The 19,050-nt window shown below is 35.0% G+C and carries 18 protein-coding genes; 16 read left to right on the top strand and 2 right to left on the bottom strand.

Going from position 1 to position 19,050, the window contains the following annotated elements:
* The first annotated feature begins 42 nt into the window (after positions 1 to 42).
* The 6 genes from odhB (at position 43) to J7574_RS03435 (ending at position 7,563) form a co-directional block, all read left to right on the top strand.
* Positions 43 to 1,290 carry a 2-oxoglutarate dehydrogenase complex dihydrolipoyllysine-residue succinyltransferase gene (odhB, locus tag J7574_RS03460; protein WP_290964266.1) on the top strand — a complete coding sequence of 416 codons (1,248 nt, stop codon included), beginning with the start codon at positions 43 to 45 and terminating at the stop codon, positions 1,288 to 1,290.
* 217 nt (positions 1,291 to 1,507) lie between these two features.
* The gene (locus J7574_RS03455; RefSeq protein ID WP_290964262.1) at positions 1,508 to 3,958 is read left to right on the top strand and encodes a TonB-dependent receptor; all 2,451 of its coding nucleotides are present in this window, start codon (positions 1,508 to 1,510) and stop codon (positions 3,956 to 3,958) included.
* Positions 3,959 to 4,017: 59 nt separating this feature from the next.
* The gene (locus J7574_RS03450) at positions 4,018 to 4,350 is read left to right on the top strand and encodes a hypothetical protein (protein WP_290964259.1); all 333 of its coding nucleotides are present in this window, start codon (positions 4,018 to 4,020) and stop codon (positions 4,348 to 4,350) included.
* A gap of 13 nt (positions 4,351 to 4,363) precedes the next feature.
* Entirely contained in the window at positions 4,364 to 4,663 is a 300-nt protein-coding gene (locus J7574_RS03445; protein WP_290964256.1) for a hypothetical protein, read from the top strand.
* Positions 4,664 to 4,666: 3 nt separating this feature from the next.
* Positions 4,667 to 6,217 (top strand): PepSY domain-containing protein, encoded by a 1,551-nt coding sequence (locus tag J7574_RS03440; protein WP_290964253.1) that lies wholly within the window; start codon positions 4,667 to 4,669, stop codon positions 6,215 to 6,217.
* A 212-nt stretch (positions 6,218 to 6,429) separates the two neighbouring features.
* Complete coding sequence (locus J7574_RS03435) at positions 6,430 to 7,563, top strand: PepSY domain-containing protein (RefSeq protein WP_290964250.1); 1,134 nt, start codon at positions 6,430 to 6,432, stop codon at positions 7,561 to 7,563.
* Between the two features lie 41 nt (positions 7,564 to 7,604).
* On the opposite strand, the gene J7574_RS03430 is transcribed toward J7574_RS03435, so the two are convergent.
* The gene (locus J7574_RS03430) at positions 7,605 to 7,952 is read right to left on the bottom strand and encodes a membrane-binding protein (protein ID WP_290964247.1); all 348 of its coding nucleotides are present in this window, start codon (positions 7,950 to 7,952) and stop codon (positions 7,605 to 7,607) included.
* A 210-nt stretch (positions 7,953 to 8,162) separates the two neighbouring features.
* Complete coding sequence (locus tag J7574_RS03425) at positions 8,163 to 9,158, bottom strand: TlpA disulfide reductase family protein (RefSeq protein ID WP_290964244.1); 996 nt, start codon at positions 9,156 to 9,158, stop codon at positions 8,163 to 8,165.
* Between the two features lie 156 nt (positions 9,159 to 9,314).
* Between J7574_RS03425 and aspS the strand changes: the two genes are divergently transcribed.
* From aspS to nuoH, 10 genes are all read left to right on the top strand, one after another.
* A complete protein-coding gene (aspS, locus tag J7574_RS03420; protein WP_290964241.1) occupies positions 9,315 to 11,129 on the top strand; it encodes an aspartate--tRNA ligase in 1,815 nt (604 codons plus the stop codon).
* 310 nt (positions 11,130 to 11,439) lie between these two features.
* A complete protein-coding gene (locus J7574_RS03415) occupies positions 11,440 to 11,634 on the top strand; it encodes a cold-shock protein (protein WP_007137066.1) in 195 nt (64 codons plus the stop codon).
* Between the two features lie 242 nt (positions 11,635 to 11,876).
* Positions 11,877 to 12,242: an NADH-quinone oxidoreductase subunit A gene (locus J7574_RS03410; RefSeq protein WP_095929654.1), complete on the top strand. Its 366-nt coding sequence runs from the start codon at positions 11,877 to 11,879 to the stop codon at positions 12,240 to 12,242.
* A gap of 156 nt (positions 12,243 to 12,398) precedes the next feature.
* Positions 12,399 to 12,947, top strand: a complete 549-nt coding sequence (locus J7574_RS03405) for an NADH-quinone oxidoreductase subunit B (RefSeq protein WP_095929653.1) — start codon at positions 12,399 to 12,401, stop codon at positions 12,945 to 12,947.
* A gap of 1 nt (position 12,948) precedes the next feature.
* Positions 12,949 to 13,470, top strand: a complete 522-nt coding sequence (locus tag J7574_RS03400; RefSeq protein ID WP_290964235.1) for an NADH-quinone oxidoreductase subunit C — start codon at positions 12,949 to 12,951, stop codon at positions 13,468 to 13,470.
* A 21-nt stretch (positions 13,471 to 13,491) separates the two neighbouring features.
* Entirely contained in the window at positions 13,492 to 14,730 is a 1,239-nt protein-coding gene (locus J7574_RS03395) for an NADH-quinone oxidoreductase subunit D (RefSeq protein ID WP_091490525.1), read from the top strand.
* Between the two features lie 198 nt (positions 14,731 to 14,928).
* Complete coding sequence (locus J7574_RS03390) at positions 14,929 to 15,459, top strand: NAD(P)H-dependent oxidoreductase subunit E (protein ID WP_008466111.1); 531 nt, start codon at positions 14,929 to 14,931, stop codon at positions 15,457 to 15,459.
* A gap of 1 nt (position 15,460) precedes the next feature.
* Positions 15,461 to 16,828, top strand: coding sequence for an NADH-quinone oxidoreductase subunit NuoF (gene nuoF / locus J7574_RS03385; RefSeq protein ID WP_260672141.1), 1,368 nt, complete (start codon positions 15,461 to 15,463; stop codon positions 16,826 to 16,828).
* 84 nt (positions 16,829 to 16,912) lie between these two features.
* The gene (locus tag J7574_RS03380) at positions 16,913 to 17,941 is read left to right on the top strand and encodes a 2Fe-2S iron-sulfur cluster-binding protein (protein ID WP_290964224.1); all 1,029 of its coding nucleotides are present in this window, start codon (positions 16,913 to 16,915) and stop codon (positions 17,939 to 17,941) included.
* 6 nt (positions 17,942 to 17,947) lie between these two features.
* On the top strand, positions 17,948 to 19,000 hold the full coding sequence (gene nuoH, locus J7574_RS03375) for an NADH-quinone oxidoreductase subunit NuoH (RefSeq protein ID WP_290964221.1): 1,053 nt from the start codon (positions 17,948 to 17,950) through the stop codon (positions 18,998 to 19,000).
* The last annotated feature ends 50 nt before the right edge of the window (positions 19,001 to 19,050 follow it).

The following is a 19,050-nucleotide window of genomic DNA, read 5'->3' as shown; positions in this document are numbered from 1 at the left end:
AACTTGAAACCTGAAGCCATAAAAACCTTAAACAAAAACAAGATGATTTTAGAAATGAAAGTCCCATCACCAGGGGAATCAATAAAAGAAGTTGAAATTGCAACTTGGTTAGTAAAAGACGGAGATTATGTAGAGAAAGATCAGGCTATTGCTGAAGTTGATTCAGATAAAGCTACTCTTGAATTGCCTGCTGAAATGAGCGGTGTAATTACACTAAAAGCGGAAGAAGGTGATACAGTTGCAGTAGGTGCTGTAGTTTGTTTAATTGATACAGATGCTGCTAAACCAGCAGGAAGCGGATCTGCAGCTCCAGCAGCAGAAACGCCTAAAGCGGAAGCACCGAAAGCAGAGGCTCCAAAGGCTGAAGCTCCAAAAGCAGAACCAGTACAAGCTCCGGCAGCTACAAGTTATGCAGCAGGAACTCCATCTCCAGCAGCAAGAAAAATTTTAGACGAGAAAAATATTGCTCCAGCAACAGTAACTGGAACTGGTAAAGGCGGAAGAATTACTAAAGATGATGCTGTAAATGCAGTGCCTTCTATGGGAACTCCAACAGGAGGAAGCCGCGGAACTGAGCGTACAAAATTATCAATGTTACGTCGTAAAGTAGCAGAAAGATTGGTTTCAGCTAAAAATGAAACAGCTATGCTTACTACTTTCAACGAAGTAAACATGACGCCAATCAACCAAATTCGTAATGAATACAAAGATGCTTTCAAAGCAAAACATGGTGGTCTTGGTTTAGGTTACATGTCATTCTTTACAAAAGCAGTTACAAGAGCTTTACAATTATATCCAGATGTTAACTCTATGATGGATGGTGATTACAAAATCGCTTACGATTTTGCCGACATCTCAATCGCAGTTTCTGGGCCAAAAGGATTAATGGTTCCTGTTGTTCGTAATGCTGAACTTTTAACTTTCCGTGGAATTGAAGCTGAGATCAAAAGATTGGCTTTAAGAGCTCGTGATGGTCAAATTACAGTGGACGATATGACTGGAGGAACTTTCACAATTACAAATGGTGGTGTTTTCGGAAGTATGTTATCAACTCCAATCATCAACCCTCCTCAATCAGGAATCTTAGGAATGCACAACATCATCGAGCGTCCGATTGCTGTAAACGGAAAAGTTGAAATTCACCCAATGATGTATGTGGCTCTTTCTTACGATCACAGAATTATCGACGGACGTGAGTCTGTTGGTTTCTTGGTTGCTGTAAAAGAAGCTTTAGAAAACCCATTAGAATTATTGATGAATGGCGACGCTAAACGTGCTTTAGAGTTGTAATTTCAAGTAGTTTTCAACAATATAAAAGCCTGTTCTTTCATTAGAACAGGCTTTTTTTTGCTTAAAACTAGCTTAAGATTGGCTTAAGATGTTAATTTTTTGAATTAATTAAAATTTTAACCTATAAAAAATAATTTATTTAGAATAAATAAAAACAACTTGTTTGATTGCGCTCCAGCAATTAAATTTGCACTATCAAAATTAATTCTAAATAAAAATGAAATTAAAATTTACGATTTCTGTTTTAACTTTTTGTCTTTTCTTTTTAATTGGCAATACGATTAATGCACAAGAAAAAGCAACTGTAAAAGGTAAAATATCTTTAAATAATAATGAATCTCCTGAAGGAATTTCTTTAGCCCTAAAAGGTACCAGATTTGGAACAACTACGGATGAAGAGGGTAATTATAAAATTAAAAATGTGAAGCCGGGAACTTACACCTTAAAAGTTTCTGCTGTTGGTTATAATACCGCCGAAAAAAAGATTACCATTACTGAAGGACAAGAATTGACTCAAAATTTTAATCTTACTTCCAATTCAGAAGAATTAACAGAAGTAGTTATAAACGGTCGTAAAAATAGTTTCGTACGCAAAGACAATCAACAAGTTTCTAGATTGCCTCTTAAGAATCTTGAAAATCCACAAGTGTATACTACAATTACGGGATCAGTTTTAAAAGAACAAGTGGTTACAACATTTGATGATGCCTTAAAAAATGCTCCCGGCGTAACACAACTTTGGGCTTCAACAGGTCGTGGCGGAGATGGAGCTAGCTACTACTCGCTAAGAGGATTCCCGGTTCAAGCAACTATTGTAAACGGTGTACCAGGTTTAACAAATGGTAGTTTAGACCCTGCAAACATTGACAGAGTAGAAATTATTAAAGGTCCTTCTGGAACTTTATTTGGAAGCAGTTTAATTTCATACGGAGGATTAATCAATACTACAACAAAAAGACCGTACAAAGGATTTGGCGGAGAGGTAAATTATACTGCTGGAAGCTACGGATTAAACCGTGCAACTGTAGATCTTAACACATCTCTTAACGATACAAAAACACTTAATTTCAGAGTAAACTCAGCATACAACAAACAAGAAAGTTTTCAAGATGCTGGTTTCGTAGAATCATTTTTCATTGCTCCATCATTATCTTACGAAGTGAATGACAGATTATCATTCTTAGTCAATACCGAATTCATGAGCAATGAAACCACAAACCCAACAATGTTGTTTTTAGACAGAGCACATCCGTTGAGAGTTCATAACATTGCTGAATTAAAATACGACAACAACCGTTCTTATACAAGCAACGAATTAACAATTAAAACGCCTTCTTATAATATTCAGGCGCAAATGAACTACAAGCTTTCTAGCCAATGGACTTCTCAGACTATTTTCTCTACAAGCAATGCTAAGTCAACTGGAAATTACGCTTATTTATATGAAGGAACAGCTTATACAACAATGAAACCTGGAGACGGAATTGTTTTGGGAAGATATTTTAACTATCAGGATAATAAAAACACCACTTTTGATATACAACAAAACTTCGTTGGCGATTTTAAAATCGGAAATATGAGGAACAGACTTGTTGTTGGTTTAGATTACTACAACAGAGTCGCTCTTGATCGCGGAACAGGATATTTTGCCAATGGAAATGTTTATGTTGGAGATAATTTAGCCGCATTTAATGCCATTTTCGGACCTTCAAATGGTGACACAGGAGATTTAACAAAAGCTGGTTCTGATGCAATTGTTGGAAATGCTCCAAGAAACAACAACAAAACAAAACAAGAAGTTTACAGTGCTTATTTCTCTGATGTAATCAACTTCACTCCTGCTCTTTCTGCAATGGTAAGTTTACGTGCAGATCGTTTTATAAACACTGGAGATGTTTCAACAGATGCTGACAACTACAATCAAACTTCTTTCTCTCCAAAATTCGGATTGGTTTATCAGCCTATTATTGACAAGGTGTCTATTTTTGCCAACTACATGAATGGTTTCTCAAATGTAGCTCCAGGCGAAAACGTAAATGGAACAGTTAGAACTCCTGTTACATTCGACCCTGAGCACGCCAACCAAATTGAATTTGGTACAAAATTGAACATCTTTAAAGACAAAATTTACGCTACTTTAAGCTACTACGATATTAAAGTTTCAAACATGGTTTATAGCGTTAGACCAAACGCAACTGATGTAACAAATTATCAAGATGGCGCTCAGCACAATAAAGGTTTTGAAGCAGAATTTATTGCTAATCCAATTACTGGTTTAAATATTATATTGGGTTACAGCTATAATGACGCAACGCTAACTAAAGGAGATGCTGACTTTGTAGGATTTAGACCAGAAAGCGCTGGAGCGTATAATTTAGCAAACTTATGGGCAAGCTATAAGTTTACTAACGGATTATTAAGAGGATTTGGCTTAGGCTTCGGAGGAAATTATGTTGGAGATAACAAAATCATGAATAGATCTGTTGCTGGAACATTTACAATTCCAGAATACACTGTACTTAATTCTTCTTTGTTTTACAACACTGAAAAATTCGGAATCACACTAAAATTAAACAATATCGCAAACAAAGAAATCTATGACGGATGGTCAACAATACATCCAAAAGATCCTAGAACTTTTGCTGCAAGTTTCACTTATAGATTTTAGTACAAATCAAACAAAACACCTTTCTTTATCTAGAAAGGTGTTTTCAAATTTCATCGATTATGATTACAACTGCCAGTCTTATCGTTTTTTTAGCTTTTTACACGCTTTATTACACTTCAAAAAGAGCGGTACTATCTTATGATTTAGGTTTTGAAAAATGGATGCAGAAAAATCCAAAGCAAACTAAAATCATTGGATTAATGCTTTTATTATCGGCTTATATGATGTGGCTTTTTACACAATCATTAGGATGCGGGACCTTGATGTTTTTCATTCAGCTTATGACAGTCGGAAGTTTAATCATCATTCTTACTCCTTTAAAAAAAATAAACAGCAAGTTGCTTTTGGCGCTACTGGTTTTTATTGCACTAACAGAATTCTACTACCAGTAATCCGTATCAAATTATGCCGGCAAATTCAAAATATCTAAATCCCTCTTTTTGGCCTCGTTTTTCCAAAATTACTGCCGCAATTCTAGGCGGATACTTTGTTTCTGTTACTTTCCATTTAGCTCTTGCTTCTTGGTTGAACCGTGCGAACGTATTAATTACAATGGCTTTCAGCGGTTTTATTCTATGGGTTGCTTTAATGATTATTGCTTTTTTAGCCAAAAGCGGCTGGAAAATATGGGCAATCTACATTCTTCTTTCTTTACTTTTTTGTCTTTTTATTTATTTGGGTCAAACCTTTAATACGGCACAATAATATATGAACAACCGTCATTACAACATCTATTTTCATACCCATACTGTCAGCGGAATCGTTATCAGTGTAGTACTATTTGTAATTTTCTTTGCTGGATCTTTTTCTTTTTTTAGAGACGAAATTGTCAATTGGGAAAGAAGTGAATCTACACCTCAAACAAGAGAACTTCAATTAAACTTTAATGATGCACTGCAGTATCTGGACAAAAAATATGTTTTGCACGGAAGAAATATTACCATTTCTAAACCATCTATAGAAAATCGAGTTGCCGTTTATATGGAAGGAACCAAAGACAAATTGGCTCCAAAAAAACAACAAGCAGGAGATTTTTTTTATTTAGACACTAAAAACTACAAGACTCATACTTACGAAGCATCATATTCGTTAGGAGAACTTTTATACCGACTGCATTTTCTAGCTCAAATTCCATATCCAGTAGGATATTATTTGTCTGGATTTACAGCTTTATTTTTCCTATTTGCAATCATTACTGGAGTTTTATTGCATTGGAATAAAATTGTCTCTAACTTTTATATGTTCCGTCCAAAAGAAAAATTAAAAACACTTTGGACAGATGCGCACACTGCATTAGGAATGATTGGTCTTCCTTTTCAGTTTGTTTATGCAGTTACAGGCGCTTTTTTCATGATTAAACTTTTAATTGTAGCTCCAGCTGTAATGGCATTATACAAAGGCGATCAAGATAAATTATATAAAGAATTAGAATACACTGATGCTGATTATAAATTTGAAAATAAAAAACTAGCCAATCCATTTGATATTAATGAGCTAGTTTCCAAAACTAAAAAGAACTGGGCCGATTTTGAAATCACTCGCGTTTTTATTCAAAACTATGGTGATGCCAATATGCACGTTTTAGTTGAAGGCGAACTTTTAAGCCACAAAAAATTTACTGGAATCGGAAAAGTAGTTTATCGAATTGCCGATGGGAAAGAAATTGCTAAAAAAGATCCCGTTGCACAGACCAGTTATTTAGATGTTGTAAAAAATGTTCTCTACAGAATCCATTTTGGAGATTATGGCGGATATGCGCTAAAAATCGTAAGCTTCCTTTTAGGAATCATAACTTGTTTTGTAATCATTTCTGGAGTTATGATCTGGCTTGTTGCCCGACAAAAAAATAATATGCCAGAAAAGAAAAGACGTTTCAATAATGCCGTTGTACGCATTTATCTAGCAATTTGCTTAAGCATGTATCCTATTACAGCATTAGCCTTTATTGGAAGTAAAATTTTCTATCCTTTAAGTCAGTCTGGTTTATATGCTATTTATTTTGGCGGATGGCTAATACTTGCCATTTTCTTTATCCTTAAAAAGGATGATGCTTTTACCAATAAATTCTGCTTGATTTCTGGAAGTATTTTAGGATTCTTAATTCCTATTACAAACGGAATCGTTTCTGGAAATTGGTTTTGGACTTCTTTCCTAGAAAACAAATTTCAAATATTCTTTATTGATGTTTTCTGGATTTTCTTAGCAGCAATTTCATTATACACGGCCTATCATTTAAAACCTAAAAAAGCAGTTGCTTAAAATTGCCCTGCTCCTTTTCTCGCAGTTATTTTTTTTAAAATCTCGCAAAGACGCAAAGTCGCTAAGTTTTTTTTATATTTCTTTGCGCCTTTGCGTCTTTGCGAGATTAATTTCCTTTTACCAACACTATTCTTCAAAGTCTTATCCACAAATTATTTGCAATAGCTTGTCCCTTATAAATTTTGAGCATACTTTTACGCTTTTAATCAAAAATGGGATTCAAAACCAAAATACGTTTTCTACACAAATGGCTCGGACTAATTTCTGGGCTTATTGTTTTTATAGTTTGTATTACGGGCTGTATTTTTTGTTTTCACGACGAAATAAAAGACATCACCAGAAAAGAATGGCGTTTGGTCGAACCTCAAAACAAACCTTTTCTTTCACCATCTGAATTGCAGCAAAAAGCAAAAGAAGTTGCTCCTGCAAACAAAGTCAGTATGGTTTCGTATTACGGAAAAAACAGATCTGCGATTGTTTATACGTATTCAAATTCAGGAAATCTTTACTTGTATTTTAATCCGTACACCGGAAAACATCTGAAATCTGAAAATCCTGAAACTGATTTCTTCATTATTGTAGAATACATTCATTTGTATCTGCTTCTGCCTGATTACATAGGAAAACATATCATTGGCGGCGCAACCATCGTTTTTATTTTATTGCTTATTTCGGGAATTATACAATGGTGGCCCAAACGAAAAAGCGACATTAAAAGAAGTTTTACCGTAAAATGGTCAGCAAAATGGCGTCGCGTTAATTATGACTGGCATAATACATCTGGATTTTATATTGCGTTAATTGCTCTAATACTTGCCATAACCGGACTTACTTTCACTTACGAATGGGTTGGCGAAGGAATTTATAAATCTTTCAATTTGGGCGGAGACAAAGCTGCTGAAACAAAAACACCTTTAATTGATACTACTGCTTTCAAAACAAATTCGATTACTGCAATTGACAAAGCATTTGCTCAAACCTTGAAATTAGAGCCAAAAGCAGAAATGTTCTTTGTAATGATTCCGCAAAAAAAAGGTGATATTGTGAGCACGGGCTCTTATCCACATGCCTTACGATACGATCAGCAGAGCAATTATTATTTTCATCCGTCAAGCGGAAAATTGATCCAAAGCCAAACATTCGATAAAAAAACCTTAGGATTAAAAGTTGTCGAAATGAATTACGGAATACATACAGGACAAGTTTTAGATCTTCCAGGAAAAATCATAGCTTTTACTGTAAGCTTAATTGCCGCGGCACTACCTGTAAGCGGATTTTTAATTTGGTTTGGAAGAAGCCGAAAATCTAAAAAAAGTAAAAGCATAAAAAAACCGTCTCGTTTTTAACGGGACGGTTTTTTTATAATTAGGTTTCTGAAATTATGTGATTAATTTCTGTTTGCTAAAGCATTTTTCTGCAAGTTTTTAACCGAACTTACTTTGTTGTCAACATAAGCAACTTCTTTCAAGCTGTCTTCATTAAAATAAATCCATTTTCCAGTTTTAACTCCGTCTGCATATTCTCCTACGGCTTTTTTGTTTCCTTTTTCGTCATAAGATACCCAGACACCGTCTAATTTACCGTCTTTAAAAAAGCCCTCTTGCTGCACTTTACCATTTTCATAGTAATAAGTTGCTTTTACCTTGTTTCCAGCAGCTTCTAATTCAGGCTTTCCTTCTTGTGCAACTACAATTCCAGAGAACAATATTGCAGCTAAAATTACACTCTTTTTCATATCTTTAGGTATTAATGTTAAGAAATCTTTATCAAATATAGTTAATTGTTTACATTAAAAAAACTTTTACTTAACAATTTGGTAACATTGAATAAAAACTTAACATTGGAAAAATCCATAAAGTAAGAAAACCAGCGCTCAAGCACTGGTTTTACTGGTATTTTAGAAATATTTGTATTTTACGATAACGTTATAAATTTCGTAAACAAATTAGTTCAATAATGCATTTAATTGCTCTTCAAGCTTCGGATCAGATGGCCTAGAAGCATCAGAGCTTACCACATTGCCATTTGGATCTATCAAAATAAATCTTGGAATTCCTGTTACGCCGTAATTAACTACAAACTCAGATTCCCAATCTTTATCAGCAAAAAGCTGCGTGCCTCCTAGCTGTTTATCGGTTACGAATTTTTTCCACTTCGGATTGTCTTTCGCTTTATCAATAGAAATACTTACAAATTCAATGTTTTTTGCATGATATTTTTCTTCAAGCTTTTGCAAATATGGAATTTCTGCTCTACAAGGTGCGCACCAAGTCGCCCAAAGATCAATGTAGATATATTTACCTTTCAAATCCGTCAGTTTTGTTTTTCCTCCTTTAAAATTTTCATAGTCAAAACCTGGAGAAGCTTTTCCAACCATTTTATTTGCTTTTGAAACTCTTTCATATTCTTCAGATGCATATTGGTGGAAACTCTCAAAACTGCGTTTCAAAGCAGCTTTAAATTCTGAGGCATAATTCCCTTTTTCCAAATTCTCTGTATCTGCTTTCAATTTATTATCTAGCAAAGTATTAAATTCATTAGATTCTTTAGCAAAAGCATCTTTCTGAAAAGTTTCATCCTTTAATGCCTGTTGCGCCAAAAAATTACTTTCTTCTACACCTTTACCTTTATATACAATCGTTTCATCAAATTCTTTAGCATCCATAGTCAAATTAACTTCAGAATTTGGCTTTAAATAAAGATTCGAAGATTCTGTTCCGTCCGAGAAAACATAAAATCCTTGTGGAGCATCAAAAGTCGCGGCAAAAACTTGTTTTTTATCAATAGGAATTACTTGCTTGAAGTTGTCTCTTCCTTTTATTACTAAAGTATCACTATTTCTGTTCGTTATTTTAGCGGTGAACTTAATAGAACTCTTACTTTGAGCAGTCCCGTTTAAAGCAGTAAAAATTACTAAACCTGCAACAAAAAGTTTCTTCATAGGTATTAATATTAGTTTTTAGAGAATCAAAACTAAAGAATTAATGCTTCGGAATTTCACAATTAACAATTTATTTGAAATTATTCTGAATCAACTTCTCACTTTACTATATTATCTTGAATTTTGTATTTACTTTTGCAATCTAAAATTTTGATTATGTATAGAAGTCATAATTGTGGCGAATTAAACGCTTCAAATATTAATACCGAAGTTACACTTGCGGGCTGGGTTCAAAAATCACGTGATAAAGGATTTATGAATTGGGTCGATTTACGCGACCGTTATGGAATTACACAGCTTATTTTCGACGAAAGTCGTACTGATAAAACCGTTTTTGAATTGGCTAAAACTCTAGGTAGAGAATTTGTAATTCAGGTAAAAGGAACTGTAATTGAGCGTGAAGCTAAAAACAAAAATATCCCGACTGGTGAAATCGAAATTTTAGTTTCAGAATTAACGATTTTAAACACTGCACTTACTCCTCCATTTACAATTGAAGATGAAACAGACGGTGGAGAAGACATCAGAATGAAGTACCGTTACTTGGATATCAGAAGAAATCCGGTAAAAAACAGCTTATTATTCCGTCACAAAGTGGCAATGGAAGTTCGTAAATATTTATCTGATTTGGATTTCTGCGAAGTCGAAACACCTTATTTGATCAAATCAACTCCAGAAGGAGCAAGAGATTTCGTTGTACCAAGCCGTATGAACGAAGGACAGTTTTATGCATTACCACAATCTCCGCAAACTTTCAAACAACTTTTGATGGTGGGCGGAATGGATAAATATTTCCAAATCGTAAAATGTTTCCGTGACGAAGATTTGCGTGCAGACCGTCAGCCTGAGTTTACGCAAATTGACTGCGAAATGGCGTTTGTGGAGCAAGAAGATATTTTAAATATTTTCGAAGGTCTGACAAGACATTTACTTAAAGAAATTAAAGGTATTGAAGTAGATAAATTCCCAAGAATTACCTACGACTATGCTATGAAAACATACGGAAACGACAAACCGGACATCCGTTTCGGAATGAAGTTTGGAGAACTAAACGAATTTGCACAACACAAAGAATTCCCTGTATTTAATACAGCTGAATTGGTTGTCGGAATCGCTGTTCCTGGAGCTGGAAACTACACTCGTAAAGAAATCGACGGATTAATTGACTGGGTAAAGCGTCCGCAAGTTGGTGCGTCTGGAATGGTTTACGTAAAATGCAACGAAGACGGAACATACAAATCGTCTGTAGATAAATTCTATGACAATGATGATTTGGCAAACTGGGCAAAAGCTACAGAAGCAAATCCTGGCGATATGATTTTTGTTCTTTCTGGACCGGCAAACAAAACACGCGCGCAGCTTTCTGCTTTACGTATGGAATTGGCTACTCGTTTAGGATTGCGTAATCCAGAAGAATTTGCACCTCTTTGGGTAACTGATTTCCCATTATTGGAATGGGATGAAGAAAATAAAAGATATCATGCTATGCATCACCCTTTTACATCTCCCCATGAAATCGTTAATAATAAATACACAAATGAAATACTTAAAACAGCTGATGTATTAAGAAATGGCGCAAAACTTATCGGAGAAAGAGACCCTTTAATTGACCAATTAAATGCCAATGCATACGATATGGTTTTAAACGGAAACGAAATTGGCGGGGGATCTATTCGTATTCACAATAAAGAAACTCAGCAGTTAATGTTTCAACTATTAGGATTTACCGAAGAAGAAGCAAAAGCACAATTCGGATTCTTAATGGATGCTTTCCAATTTGGAGCACCACCACACGGAGGTCTAGCTTTTGGTTTGGATAGACTTGTGGCAATTTTAGGAGGCCAAGAAACAATTAGAGATTTTATTGCGTTCCCTAAAAACAATTCAGGACGTGATGTAATGATCGATGCTCCTGCCGCAATTGACGATGCACAATTGAAAGAACTTCGAATTAAAGTAGACATTGCTTAATTTGAAATAATTTATTCATAAAAATTTAAAAAGACGTTTGAAATTTCAGACGTCTTTTTTGTTTAACAAAATGTTAGGAAAAATCTTAAAGCGTTGTTTTTTCAAATTATCAAATTCTTACAAACGGGTCTTTTTTATATTCCTACAATTAATGATTCGCAAATTATGGTATTTTATAAGCAAATTGATGCAATAAACCGCGTAAAAACACTGTAAATCAATAATTTTTACAAAAAATTAACACGTATTTGTCTTTTGTATCACTTTATATATTACATTTGTTTTATTATAAATTATTATTACAATTACAATGCGTACAGGTACAGTAAAATTTTTCAATGAATCTAAAGGTTATGGATTCATTACAGACGAAGAAACAGGAAAGGACATCTTCGTTCACGCTTCAGGAATTAACGCGGAAGAATTACGCGAAGGTGACCGTGTAAGCTACGAAGAAGAAGAAGGAAGAAAAGGGAAAGTTGCTGCTAAAGTAGCAGTAATCTAAGAAAAATATAGCAATTTATTTTTTTTGCCTCTGAATGGTCTAAGAAGACGTCCCGAAGTATCGGGACGTTTTTTTTAACCCATTTCTTAAAAAAATATTAAAATAACACATTGTTATTTATAATGAATAAAAATTAGACATAAACGCACTTTCATACCCTACTTAAATCCTTTTTTAACTTGTGTTTTACAGACTTCCAAGTTATCTTTGTGGCTCATTTTTTAAGTATAAAATCGAAGTTTATGCAATCTGATCAATACAGTTACATTCCTATTTTAATGCAGTTTATTTTAGCTGTTGGTTTTGTGGTAGGAACAATCATTATTTCTGGAAAATTAGGACCAAGAAGAACCTCTGAAGTAAAAGATAAAAACTTCGAATGCGGTATTGAATCTGTTGGTAACGCCCGTATTCCATTTTCTGTAAAATACTTCCTTGTTGCCATCTTGTTCGTATTATTCGACGTAGAGGTTATTTTTCTTTACCCATGGGCAGTAAACTTCAAAGACTTAGGAATTGAAGGAATGTTAAAAATGTTAGTTTTCATGTCTTTACTTTTAGTTGGTTTCTTTTACATCATCAAGAAGAAGGCATTAGAGTGGGAATAATCTTGAGATTTTAGATTTTAGATTTCTGATTTTAGATTAACCGATTTAGAACTTAGATTTAAAATTTAATCCTCGAATAAAAATTGATTTAAAAAATTGATTTTATTTTTTACGATTCAAGAAATCAAAAATTTAAAATCAGAAATCTAAAATAAAATGAGCGATTCAAAAGTAAATATGGTTGCACCGCCAGAAGGAGTTACGGGTGAAGGTTTCTTCGCTACAAAACTTAGTGATGTTGTTGGTTTAGCAAGAGCTAACTCATTATGGCCGCTTCCTTTCGCGACTTCTTGCTGTGGTATCGAATTCATGGCAACAATGGCATCTCACTATGACTTAGCTCGATTTGGTTCTGAGCGTGTTAGTTTCTCGCCAAGACAAGCCGATATGTTATTAGTAATGGGAACTATTTCTAAAAAAATGGCTCCAATTTTAAGACAAGTTTACGAGCAAATGGCAGAACCTCGTTGGGTAATTGCTGTTGGAGCATGTGCTTCTTCAGGAGGAGTTTTTGACACTTACTCTGTTCTTCAAGGAATTGACAAAGTAATTCCAGTTGACGTTTATGTACCAGGATGCCCGCCAAGACCAGAACAAATTGTTGATGGAGTTATGAGACTTCAGGACTTGGTAAAAAGCGAATCTGTGAGACGAAGAAGCTCACCAGAATACCAAGAATTATTAGCTTCATATAATATCTCATAAGATGGCCTTAGAAAACACCCAAATTCAAGACAAACTTGTAGAAACATTTAATAACGATGTTTTTAACTTTCAGCAAGAAAGAGATATTTTTTCTTTAGAAGCTTCGGCTGATAAAATTACAGCCTTGATTCTATTCCTTAAAAACGATCCAGAATTACGTTTTCACTTCTTAACAGATTTGTGCGGCATTCATTATCCAGATAACGAAACAGAACGTCAGTTTGCAGTTGTTTACCATTTACACAATTGGTACGAAAACAAAAGATTAAAAATCAAAGTTTTCTTAAACGGCGAAAAACCAGAAATTAAAACAGTTTCAAATATTTTCTTGTCTTCAAACTGGATGGAAAGAGAAACGTTCGATTTCTACGGGGTAAACTTTATAGGACACCCTCAATTGAAACGTATTTTAAATATGGATGAAATGCAGTCTCACCCAATGAGAAAAGAATTTCCATTAGAAGACAGCGGAAGAACAGATAAGGATGACAGATTCTTCGGAAGAACAACATCAAATTGCTAAAAAATAATTCAACATTATAAAATGTCAGAACTATTATTACCACCAGAGCATCGTTATGCTAAAATAATTAAGGAGAGACTAAACGAAGACGGAAGCGAACTTTCTGTACTAAATTTAGGTCCAACTCACCCTGCAACTCACGGTATTTTCCAAAATATCTTATTGATGGATGGTGAAAAAATTCTTGAGGCTGAGCCAACTATTGGTTACATCCACAGAGCATTCGAAAAAATTGCCGAAAATCGTCCTTTTTATCAAATCACACCTCTTACAGACCGTATGAACTACTGTTCATCTCCTATTAATAATATGGGATGGTGGATGACAGTAGAAAAACTATTAGGCATTGAAGTCCCTAAAAGAGCTCAATACTTAAGAGTTATTGTAATGGAGCTGGCTCGTATTACAGATCACATTATCTGTAACGGAATCTTAGGTGTAGATACAGGTGCGTATACTGGTTTCTTATACGTATTTCAATTTAGAGAAAAAATCTACGAAATCTACGAAGAAATTTGTGGAGCTCGTTTGACTACAAATATGGGAAGAATTGGTGGTTTTGAAAGAGACTGGTCTCCAGAAGTTTTCAAAAAACTAGACAAATTCTTAGAAGAATTCCCACCTGTTTGGCAAGAATTCCAAAACCTATTCGAGAGAAATAGAATTTTCCTTGACAGAACTGTAAACGTAGGTGGTATCACTGCTGAAAAAGCAATGGCTTACGGATTTACAGGTCCAAACTTACGTGCTGCTGGGGTTGATTACGACGTACGTGTAGCACAACCTTACTCATCTTACGAAGACTTTGATTTTATAGTTCCTGTTGGAAAATCAGGAGATACTTACGATCGTTTCTGTGTTCGTAACGCTGAAGTTTGGGAAAGTTTAAGCATTATTCGCCAAGCATTAGAAAAAATGCCTCCAGGAAACGAATACCATGCTGAAGTTCCAGATTACTACCTTCCTCCAAAAGAAGATGTTTACACTTCTATGGAATCTTTAATTTATCACTTTAAGATCGTAATGGGAGAAGTTCCTGTACCAGTTGCAGAAATCTATCACCCTGTAGAAGGAGGAAATGGAGAAATCGGTTTTTATTTAGTAACAGACGGAAGTAGAACTCCATATAGATTACATTTCAGAAGACCATGCTTTATTTACTATCAAGCATTCCCAGAAATGATTAAAGGTGCTATGCTTTCTGATGCAATTATTATTCTATCAAGTTTGAACGTAATTGCAGGAGAATTAGACGCCTAAGAAATTGTAGATTTTAGATTGTAGATTTTAGATTGCTGATTGAGGATTCAGATTTTAGAATTTAAATTTAAAATTATAATTAAGAATTGAAAAATTCAGATTGAAGAATCTAAAACTTAAACAATGATTGAAGAATCATAGATTATAGAACAAGATTTAAAAAATCTAAAATCTAAAATCTAAAATCTAAAATTAAAAATGGAACGTAAACATTACAAACAAGAAATAAATATGACCGAGGCATTGATGAACCGCATCAATGAATTGATTAGTCATTATCCTGAAGGCAAACAAAAATCGGCTTTGTTGCCTGTTTTGCACGAAGTTCAGGATGCACATAACAACTGGCTTAGTATTGAATTGCAAGATAAAGTTGCCGAGATTCTTCAGATCAAACCAATTGAGGTTTATGAAGTGGTTACTTTCTATACAATGTTCAACCAAAAGCCAATTGGCAAGTACATGTTTGAGTTTTGCCAGACTTCTTGTTGCTGCTTAAGAGGTGCCGAAGATTTAATGGATTACACTTCTGAAAAACTAGGCATTAAAATGGGAGAAACTACTCCAGACGGAATGTTTACTATTGCTGGTGTAGAATGTTTAGGTGCTTGCGGATACGCTCCGATGATGCAGTTGGGAGATTTCTACAAAGAGAAACTGACAGAAGAGAAAATCGATCAGATTATTGCTGATTGTAGAGAGGATAAAATAATATTACACGATAAATAAGATGTCACAAAAAATATTATTAGATAAAATCAATATTCCTGGAATTAAAACCTACGAAGTATATCGCCAAAATGGTGGTTATGCATCTGTAGAAAAAGCTTTAAAAACACTTACTCCAGACGAAGTTACTGAAGAAGTAAAAAAATCAGGATTACGTGGCCGTGGTGGAGCTGGTTTCCCTGCGGGAATGAAATGGAGCTTTATTGACAAAAAATCAGGAAGACCAAGACACTTAGTGTGTAATGCCGACGAATCGGAGCCTGGAACATTCAAAGATCGATTCTTGATGGAATATATTCCTCACTTATTGATCGAAGGAATGATCACTTCTAGCTACGCTTTGGGCGCTAACCTATCTTACATCTACATTCGTGGAGAATATATGTGGGTTTTCAAAATCTTAGAAAGAGCAATCGCCGAAGCAAAAGCTGCCGGTTGGTTAGGAAAAAATATATTAGGAACAGGTTATGATCTTGAACTTCACGTACACTGTGGAGCTGGAGCTTATATCTGTGGAGAAGAAACAGCATTAATCGAATCTTTGGAAGGTAAAAGAGGAAATCCTCGTATCAAGCCACCTTTCCCAGCGGTTTCTGGTCTTTGGGCAAATCCAACTGTGGTAAACAATGTTGAAACAATTGCGACTGTGCCTTGGATTGTAAACAATTCTGGTGATGATTATGCTAAAATTGGAATTGGACGTTCTACCGGAACTAAATTAATTTCTGCTTCAGGACACATTAAAAATCCTGGTGTTTACGAGATTGAATTGGGTTTAAGTGTTGACGAATTCATGAATTCTGATGAATACTTAGGAGGAATGTCTTCGAGCAGACCTTTGAAAGCATTTGTACCTGGAGGTTCTTCTGTGCCAATTTTACCAGCTGAATTAATTTTCAAAACAGCAAATGGAGAAGATCGTTTAATGACTTATGAATCTTTAAGTGATGGTGGTTTTGCTACCGGATCTATGTTAGGTTCTGGAGGATTTATCGTGTACAACGACACTGCATGTGTGGTAAGAAACACTTGGAACTTTGCTCGTTTCTACCACCACGAATCTTGCGGACAATGTACTCCTTGCCGTGAAGGAACTGGATGGTTAGAAAAAATCTTATGGAGAATTGAAAACGGTCAAGGCCGTGAAGAAGATATCGAATTATTGTGGAGCATTCAAAGTAAAATTGAAGGAAACACAATCTGTCCTCTTGGTGATGCCGCTTCTTGGCCTGTAGCTGCAGCGATTCGTCACTTTAGAGATGAATTTGAATATCACGTTCGTTTCCCAGAAAAAATTAAAAATAGAGATCACTTTGTTGCCGAGCCTTTCTCACAAGTTAAGCATTTAGTAGGCAAACAAACAGTTTAAAAAATAGTTTAAAGTTTCAAGTTTTTTTAGTTTCAAGTGAAAACGCGAAACCTGAAACCTGAAGCTAAAAAAACAAAATAAGAGATGAAAGTAACCATAGACGGTCAAAGTATAGACGTAGAACCAGGAACAACAATCCTGCAGGCTGCACGTATGATTGGTGGAGATTTAGTTCCGCCAGCCATGTGCTATTACTCAAAATTAAAAGGCAGCGGCGGTAAATGTCGTTGTTGTTTAGTTGAAGTTTCTAAAGGTAGTGAAGCTGACCCACGACCAATGCCAAAATTAATGGCATCTTGTGTAACAGGATGCATGGATGGCATGGAAGTAAACAGTAAATCGTCTGCAAGAGTAACTGAAGCTCGTAAATCTGTAACAGAATTTTTATTAATCAATCACCCGTTAGATTGCCCTATTTGCGATCAGGCTGGAGAGTGTGATTTACAAAATTTAAGTTTCGAGCACGGAAATCCGAAATCACGTTACATTGAAGAAAAAAGAACATTTGAACCAGAAGATATCGGTCCAAATATTCAACTTCACATGAACCGTTGTATTTTATGCCAAAGATGTGTACAAGTTGCAGATCAATTGACAGACAACAGAGTTCACGGAGTATTAGATCGTGGAGATCATGCTAATATTTCGACTGGTATTTCTAAAGCTATCGATAATGAGTTCTCTGGAAACATGATTGATGTTTGTCCTGTTGGAGCTTTAACAGATAAAACTTTCCGTTTTAAATCAAGAGTTTGGTTTAACAAACCTTATAACGCACACAGAGAGTGTACTACTCCAGGATGTTGCGGTAAAACTACAGTTTGGATGTTTGGTGGAGAAATTCAACGTGTTACTGGTCGTAAAGATGAGTACCATGAAGTTGAAGAATTCATCTGCAACAGCTGCCGTTTTGATCACAAAAATGTAAATGACTGGGTAATTGAAGGGCCAAGAGAATTTGAAAAAGACTCTGTAATCAACCAAAATAATTACACTCAAAAATTAGAGAAAGTTGAAATCGATACAGAAAAGAACATTCTTTTAGGTAGAGATATTGACCGTAAAAAAATTAGTATGGCAGCAATTCCATTAACTGATAAAGACAAAAAATAGTAAGAAATGGAAAGTGCATTTATTATAGAAAAAAGTGTTGTTATTGTTGTCGTTTTTGCGGTAACAATGATTATGGCAATGTATTCTACTTGGGCAGAACGTAAAGTTGCTGCTTTTTTGCAAGACCGTGTTGGACCAAACCGTGCTGGATGGGGAGGTTTATTACAGCCGCTTGCAGATGGTATGAAATTATTCTCTAAAGAAGAGTTTTTCCCAAATACACCAAATAGATTTTTATTCGTAGTTGGTCCTGCCATTGCAATGAGTACTGCCTTAATGACTAGTGCTGTAATTCCGTGGGGAGATCGTTTGCATCTTTTTGGTAGAGACATTATTCTTCAAGCTACTGATGTAAATATTGCTTTATTATACATTTTTGGAGTTCTTTCTGTTGGAGTTTACGGAATCATGATTGGTGGATGGGCTTCAAACAACAAATTCTCTTTGATGGGAGCTATTCGTGCTGCTTCTCAAATGGTTTCTTACGAGGTTGCAATGGGATTATCAATAATCGCTTTATTGATGATGACTGGAACAATGAGTTTAAAAGAAATCTCATTACAGCAACAAGGAATGAACTGGAATGTTTTTTATCAGCCATTATCATTCTTAATTTTCTTAATCTGTTCATTTGCAGAAACAAACAGAACTCCTTTCGATTTAGCAGAATGTGAAAATGAGTTAATTGGAGGTTACCATACAGAGTATTCATCAATGAAAATGGGATTCTATTTATTTGCTGAGTATGCGAGTATGTTTATCTCTTCTACTATTATTTCTGTATTGTTCTTTGGTGGATACAACTACCCAGGAATGCAATGGATGGTAGAAAATGTAGGTGTAAATGCAGCTAACTTATTAGGAATCGCGGCATTGTTCGTAAAAATATGTTTCTTCATATTCTTTTATATGTGGGTACGTTGGACGATTCCAAGATTTAGATATGACCAATTAATGAACTTAGGTTGGAGAATTTTAATTCCGCTTTCGATTATTAATATCATGATTACGGGTGTTGTTATTTTAAGACACGAAATCTTAGCCGCTTTAGGATTCTAAGAACCGTAATGCCCTAGCCCTGATAGAAGCGGCATCCTTTTGTGGTGGGG

Source organism: Flavobacterium sp., from assembly GCF_017744675.1.
GTDB lineage: Bacteria > Bacteroidota > Bacteroidia > Flavobacteriales > Flavobacteriaceae > Flavobacterium.
Note: the sequence above shows the minus strand (reverse complement) of the source record. Positions and strands in the feature narration are given on the sequence as shown.

Coding starts and splice junctions, on each gene's coding strand:
- J7574_RS03415 (WP_007137066.1), top strand. CDS start 11,440: ATGCGTACAGGTACAGTAAAATTTTTCAATGAATCTAAAGGTTATGGA.
- J7574_RS03445 (WP_290964256.1), top strand. CDS start 4,364: ATGCCGGCAAATTCAAAATATCTAAATCCCTCTTTTTGGCCTCGTTTT.
- J7574_RS03440 (WP_290964253.1), top strand. CDS start 4,667: ATGAACAACCGTCATTACAACATCTATTTTCATACCCATACTGTCAGC.
- J7574_RS03430 (WP_290964247.1), bottom strand. CDS start 7,952: ATGAAAAAGAGTGTAATTTTAGCTGCAATATTGTTCTCTGGAATTGTA.
- J7574_RS03450 (WP_290964259.1), top strand. CDS start 4,018: ATGATTACAACTGCCAGTCTTATCGTTTTTTTAGCTTTTTACACGCTT.
- nuoH (WP_290964221.1), top strand. CDS start 17,948: ATGGAAAGTGCATTTATTATAGAAAAAAGTGTTGTTATTGTTGTCGTT.
- J7574_RS03380 (WP_290964224.1), top strand. CDS start 16,913: ATGAAAGTAACCATAGACGGTCAAAGTATAGACGTAGAACCAGGAACA.
- J7574_RS03405 (WP_095929653.1), top strand. CDS start 12,399: ATGAGCGATTCAAAAGTAAATATGGTTGCACCGCCAGAAGGAGTTACG.
- odhB (WP_290964266.1), top strand. CDS start 43: ATGATTTTAGAAATGAAAGTCCCATCACCAGGGGAATCAATAAAAGAA.
- J7574_RS03390 (WP_008466111.1), top strand. CDS start 14,929: ATGGAACGTAAACATTACAAACAAGAAATAAATATGACCGAGGCATTG.
- J7574_RS03425 (WP_290964244.1), bottom strand. CDS start 9,158: ATGAAGAAACTTTTTGTTGCAGGTTTAGTAATTTTTACTGCTTTAAAC.
- J7574_RS03395 (WP_091490525.1), top strand. CDS start 13,492: ATGTCAGAACTATTATTACCACCAGAGCATCGTTATGCTAAAATAATT.
- J7574_RS03435 (WP_290964250.1), top strand. CDS start 6,430: ATGGGATTCAAAACCAAAATACGTTTTCTACACAAATGGCTCGGACTA.
- J7574_RS03400 (WP_290964235.1), top strand. CDS start 12,949: ATGGCCTTAGAAAACACCCAAATTCAAGACAAACTTGTAGAAACATTT.
- J7574_RS03455 (WP_290964262.1), top strand. CDS start 1,508: ATGAAATTAAAATTTACGATTTCTGTTTTAACTTTTTGTCTTTTCTTT.
- J7574_RS03410 (WP_095929654.1), top strand. CDS start 11,877: ATGCAATCTGATCAATACAGTTACATTCCTATTTTAATGCAGTTTATT.
- nuoF (WP_260672141.1), top strand. CDS start 15,461: ATGTCACAAAAAATATTATTAGATAAAATCAATATTCCTGGAATTAAA.
- aspS (WP_290964241.1), top strand. CDS start 9,315: ATGTATAGAAGTCATAATTGTGGCGAATTAAACGCTTCAAATATTAAT.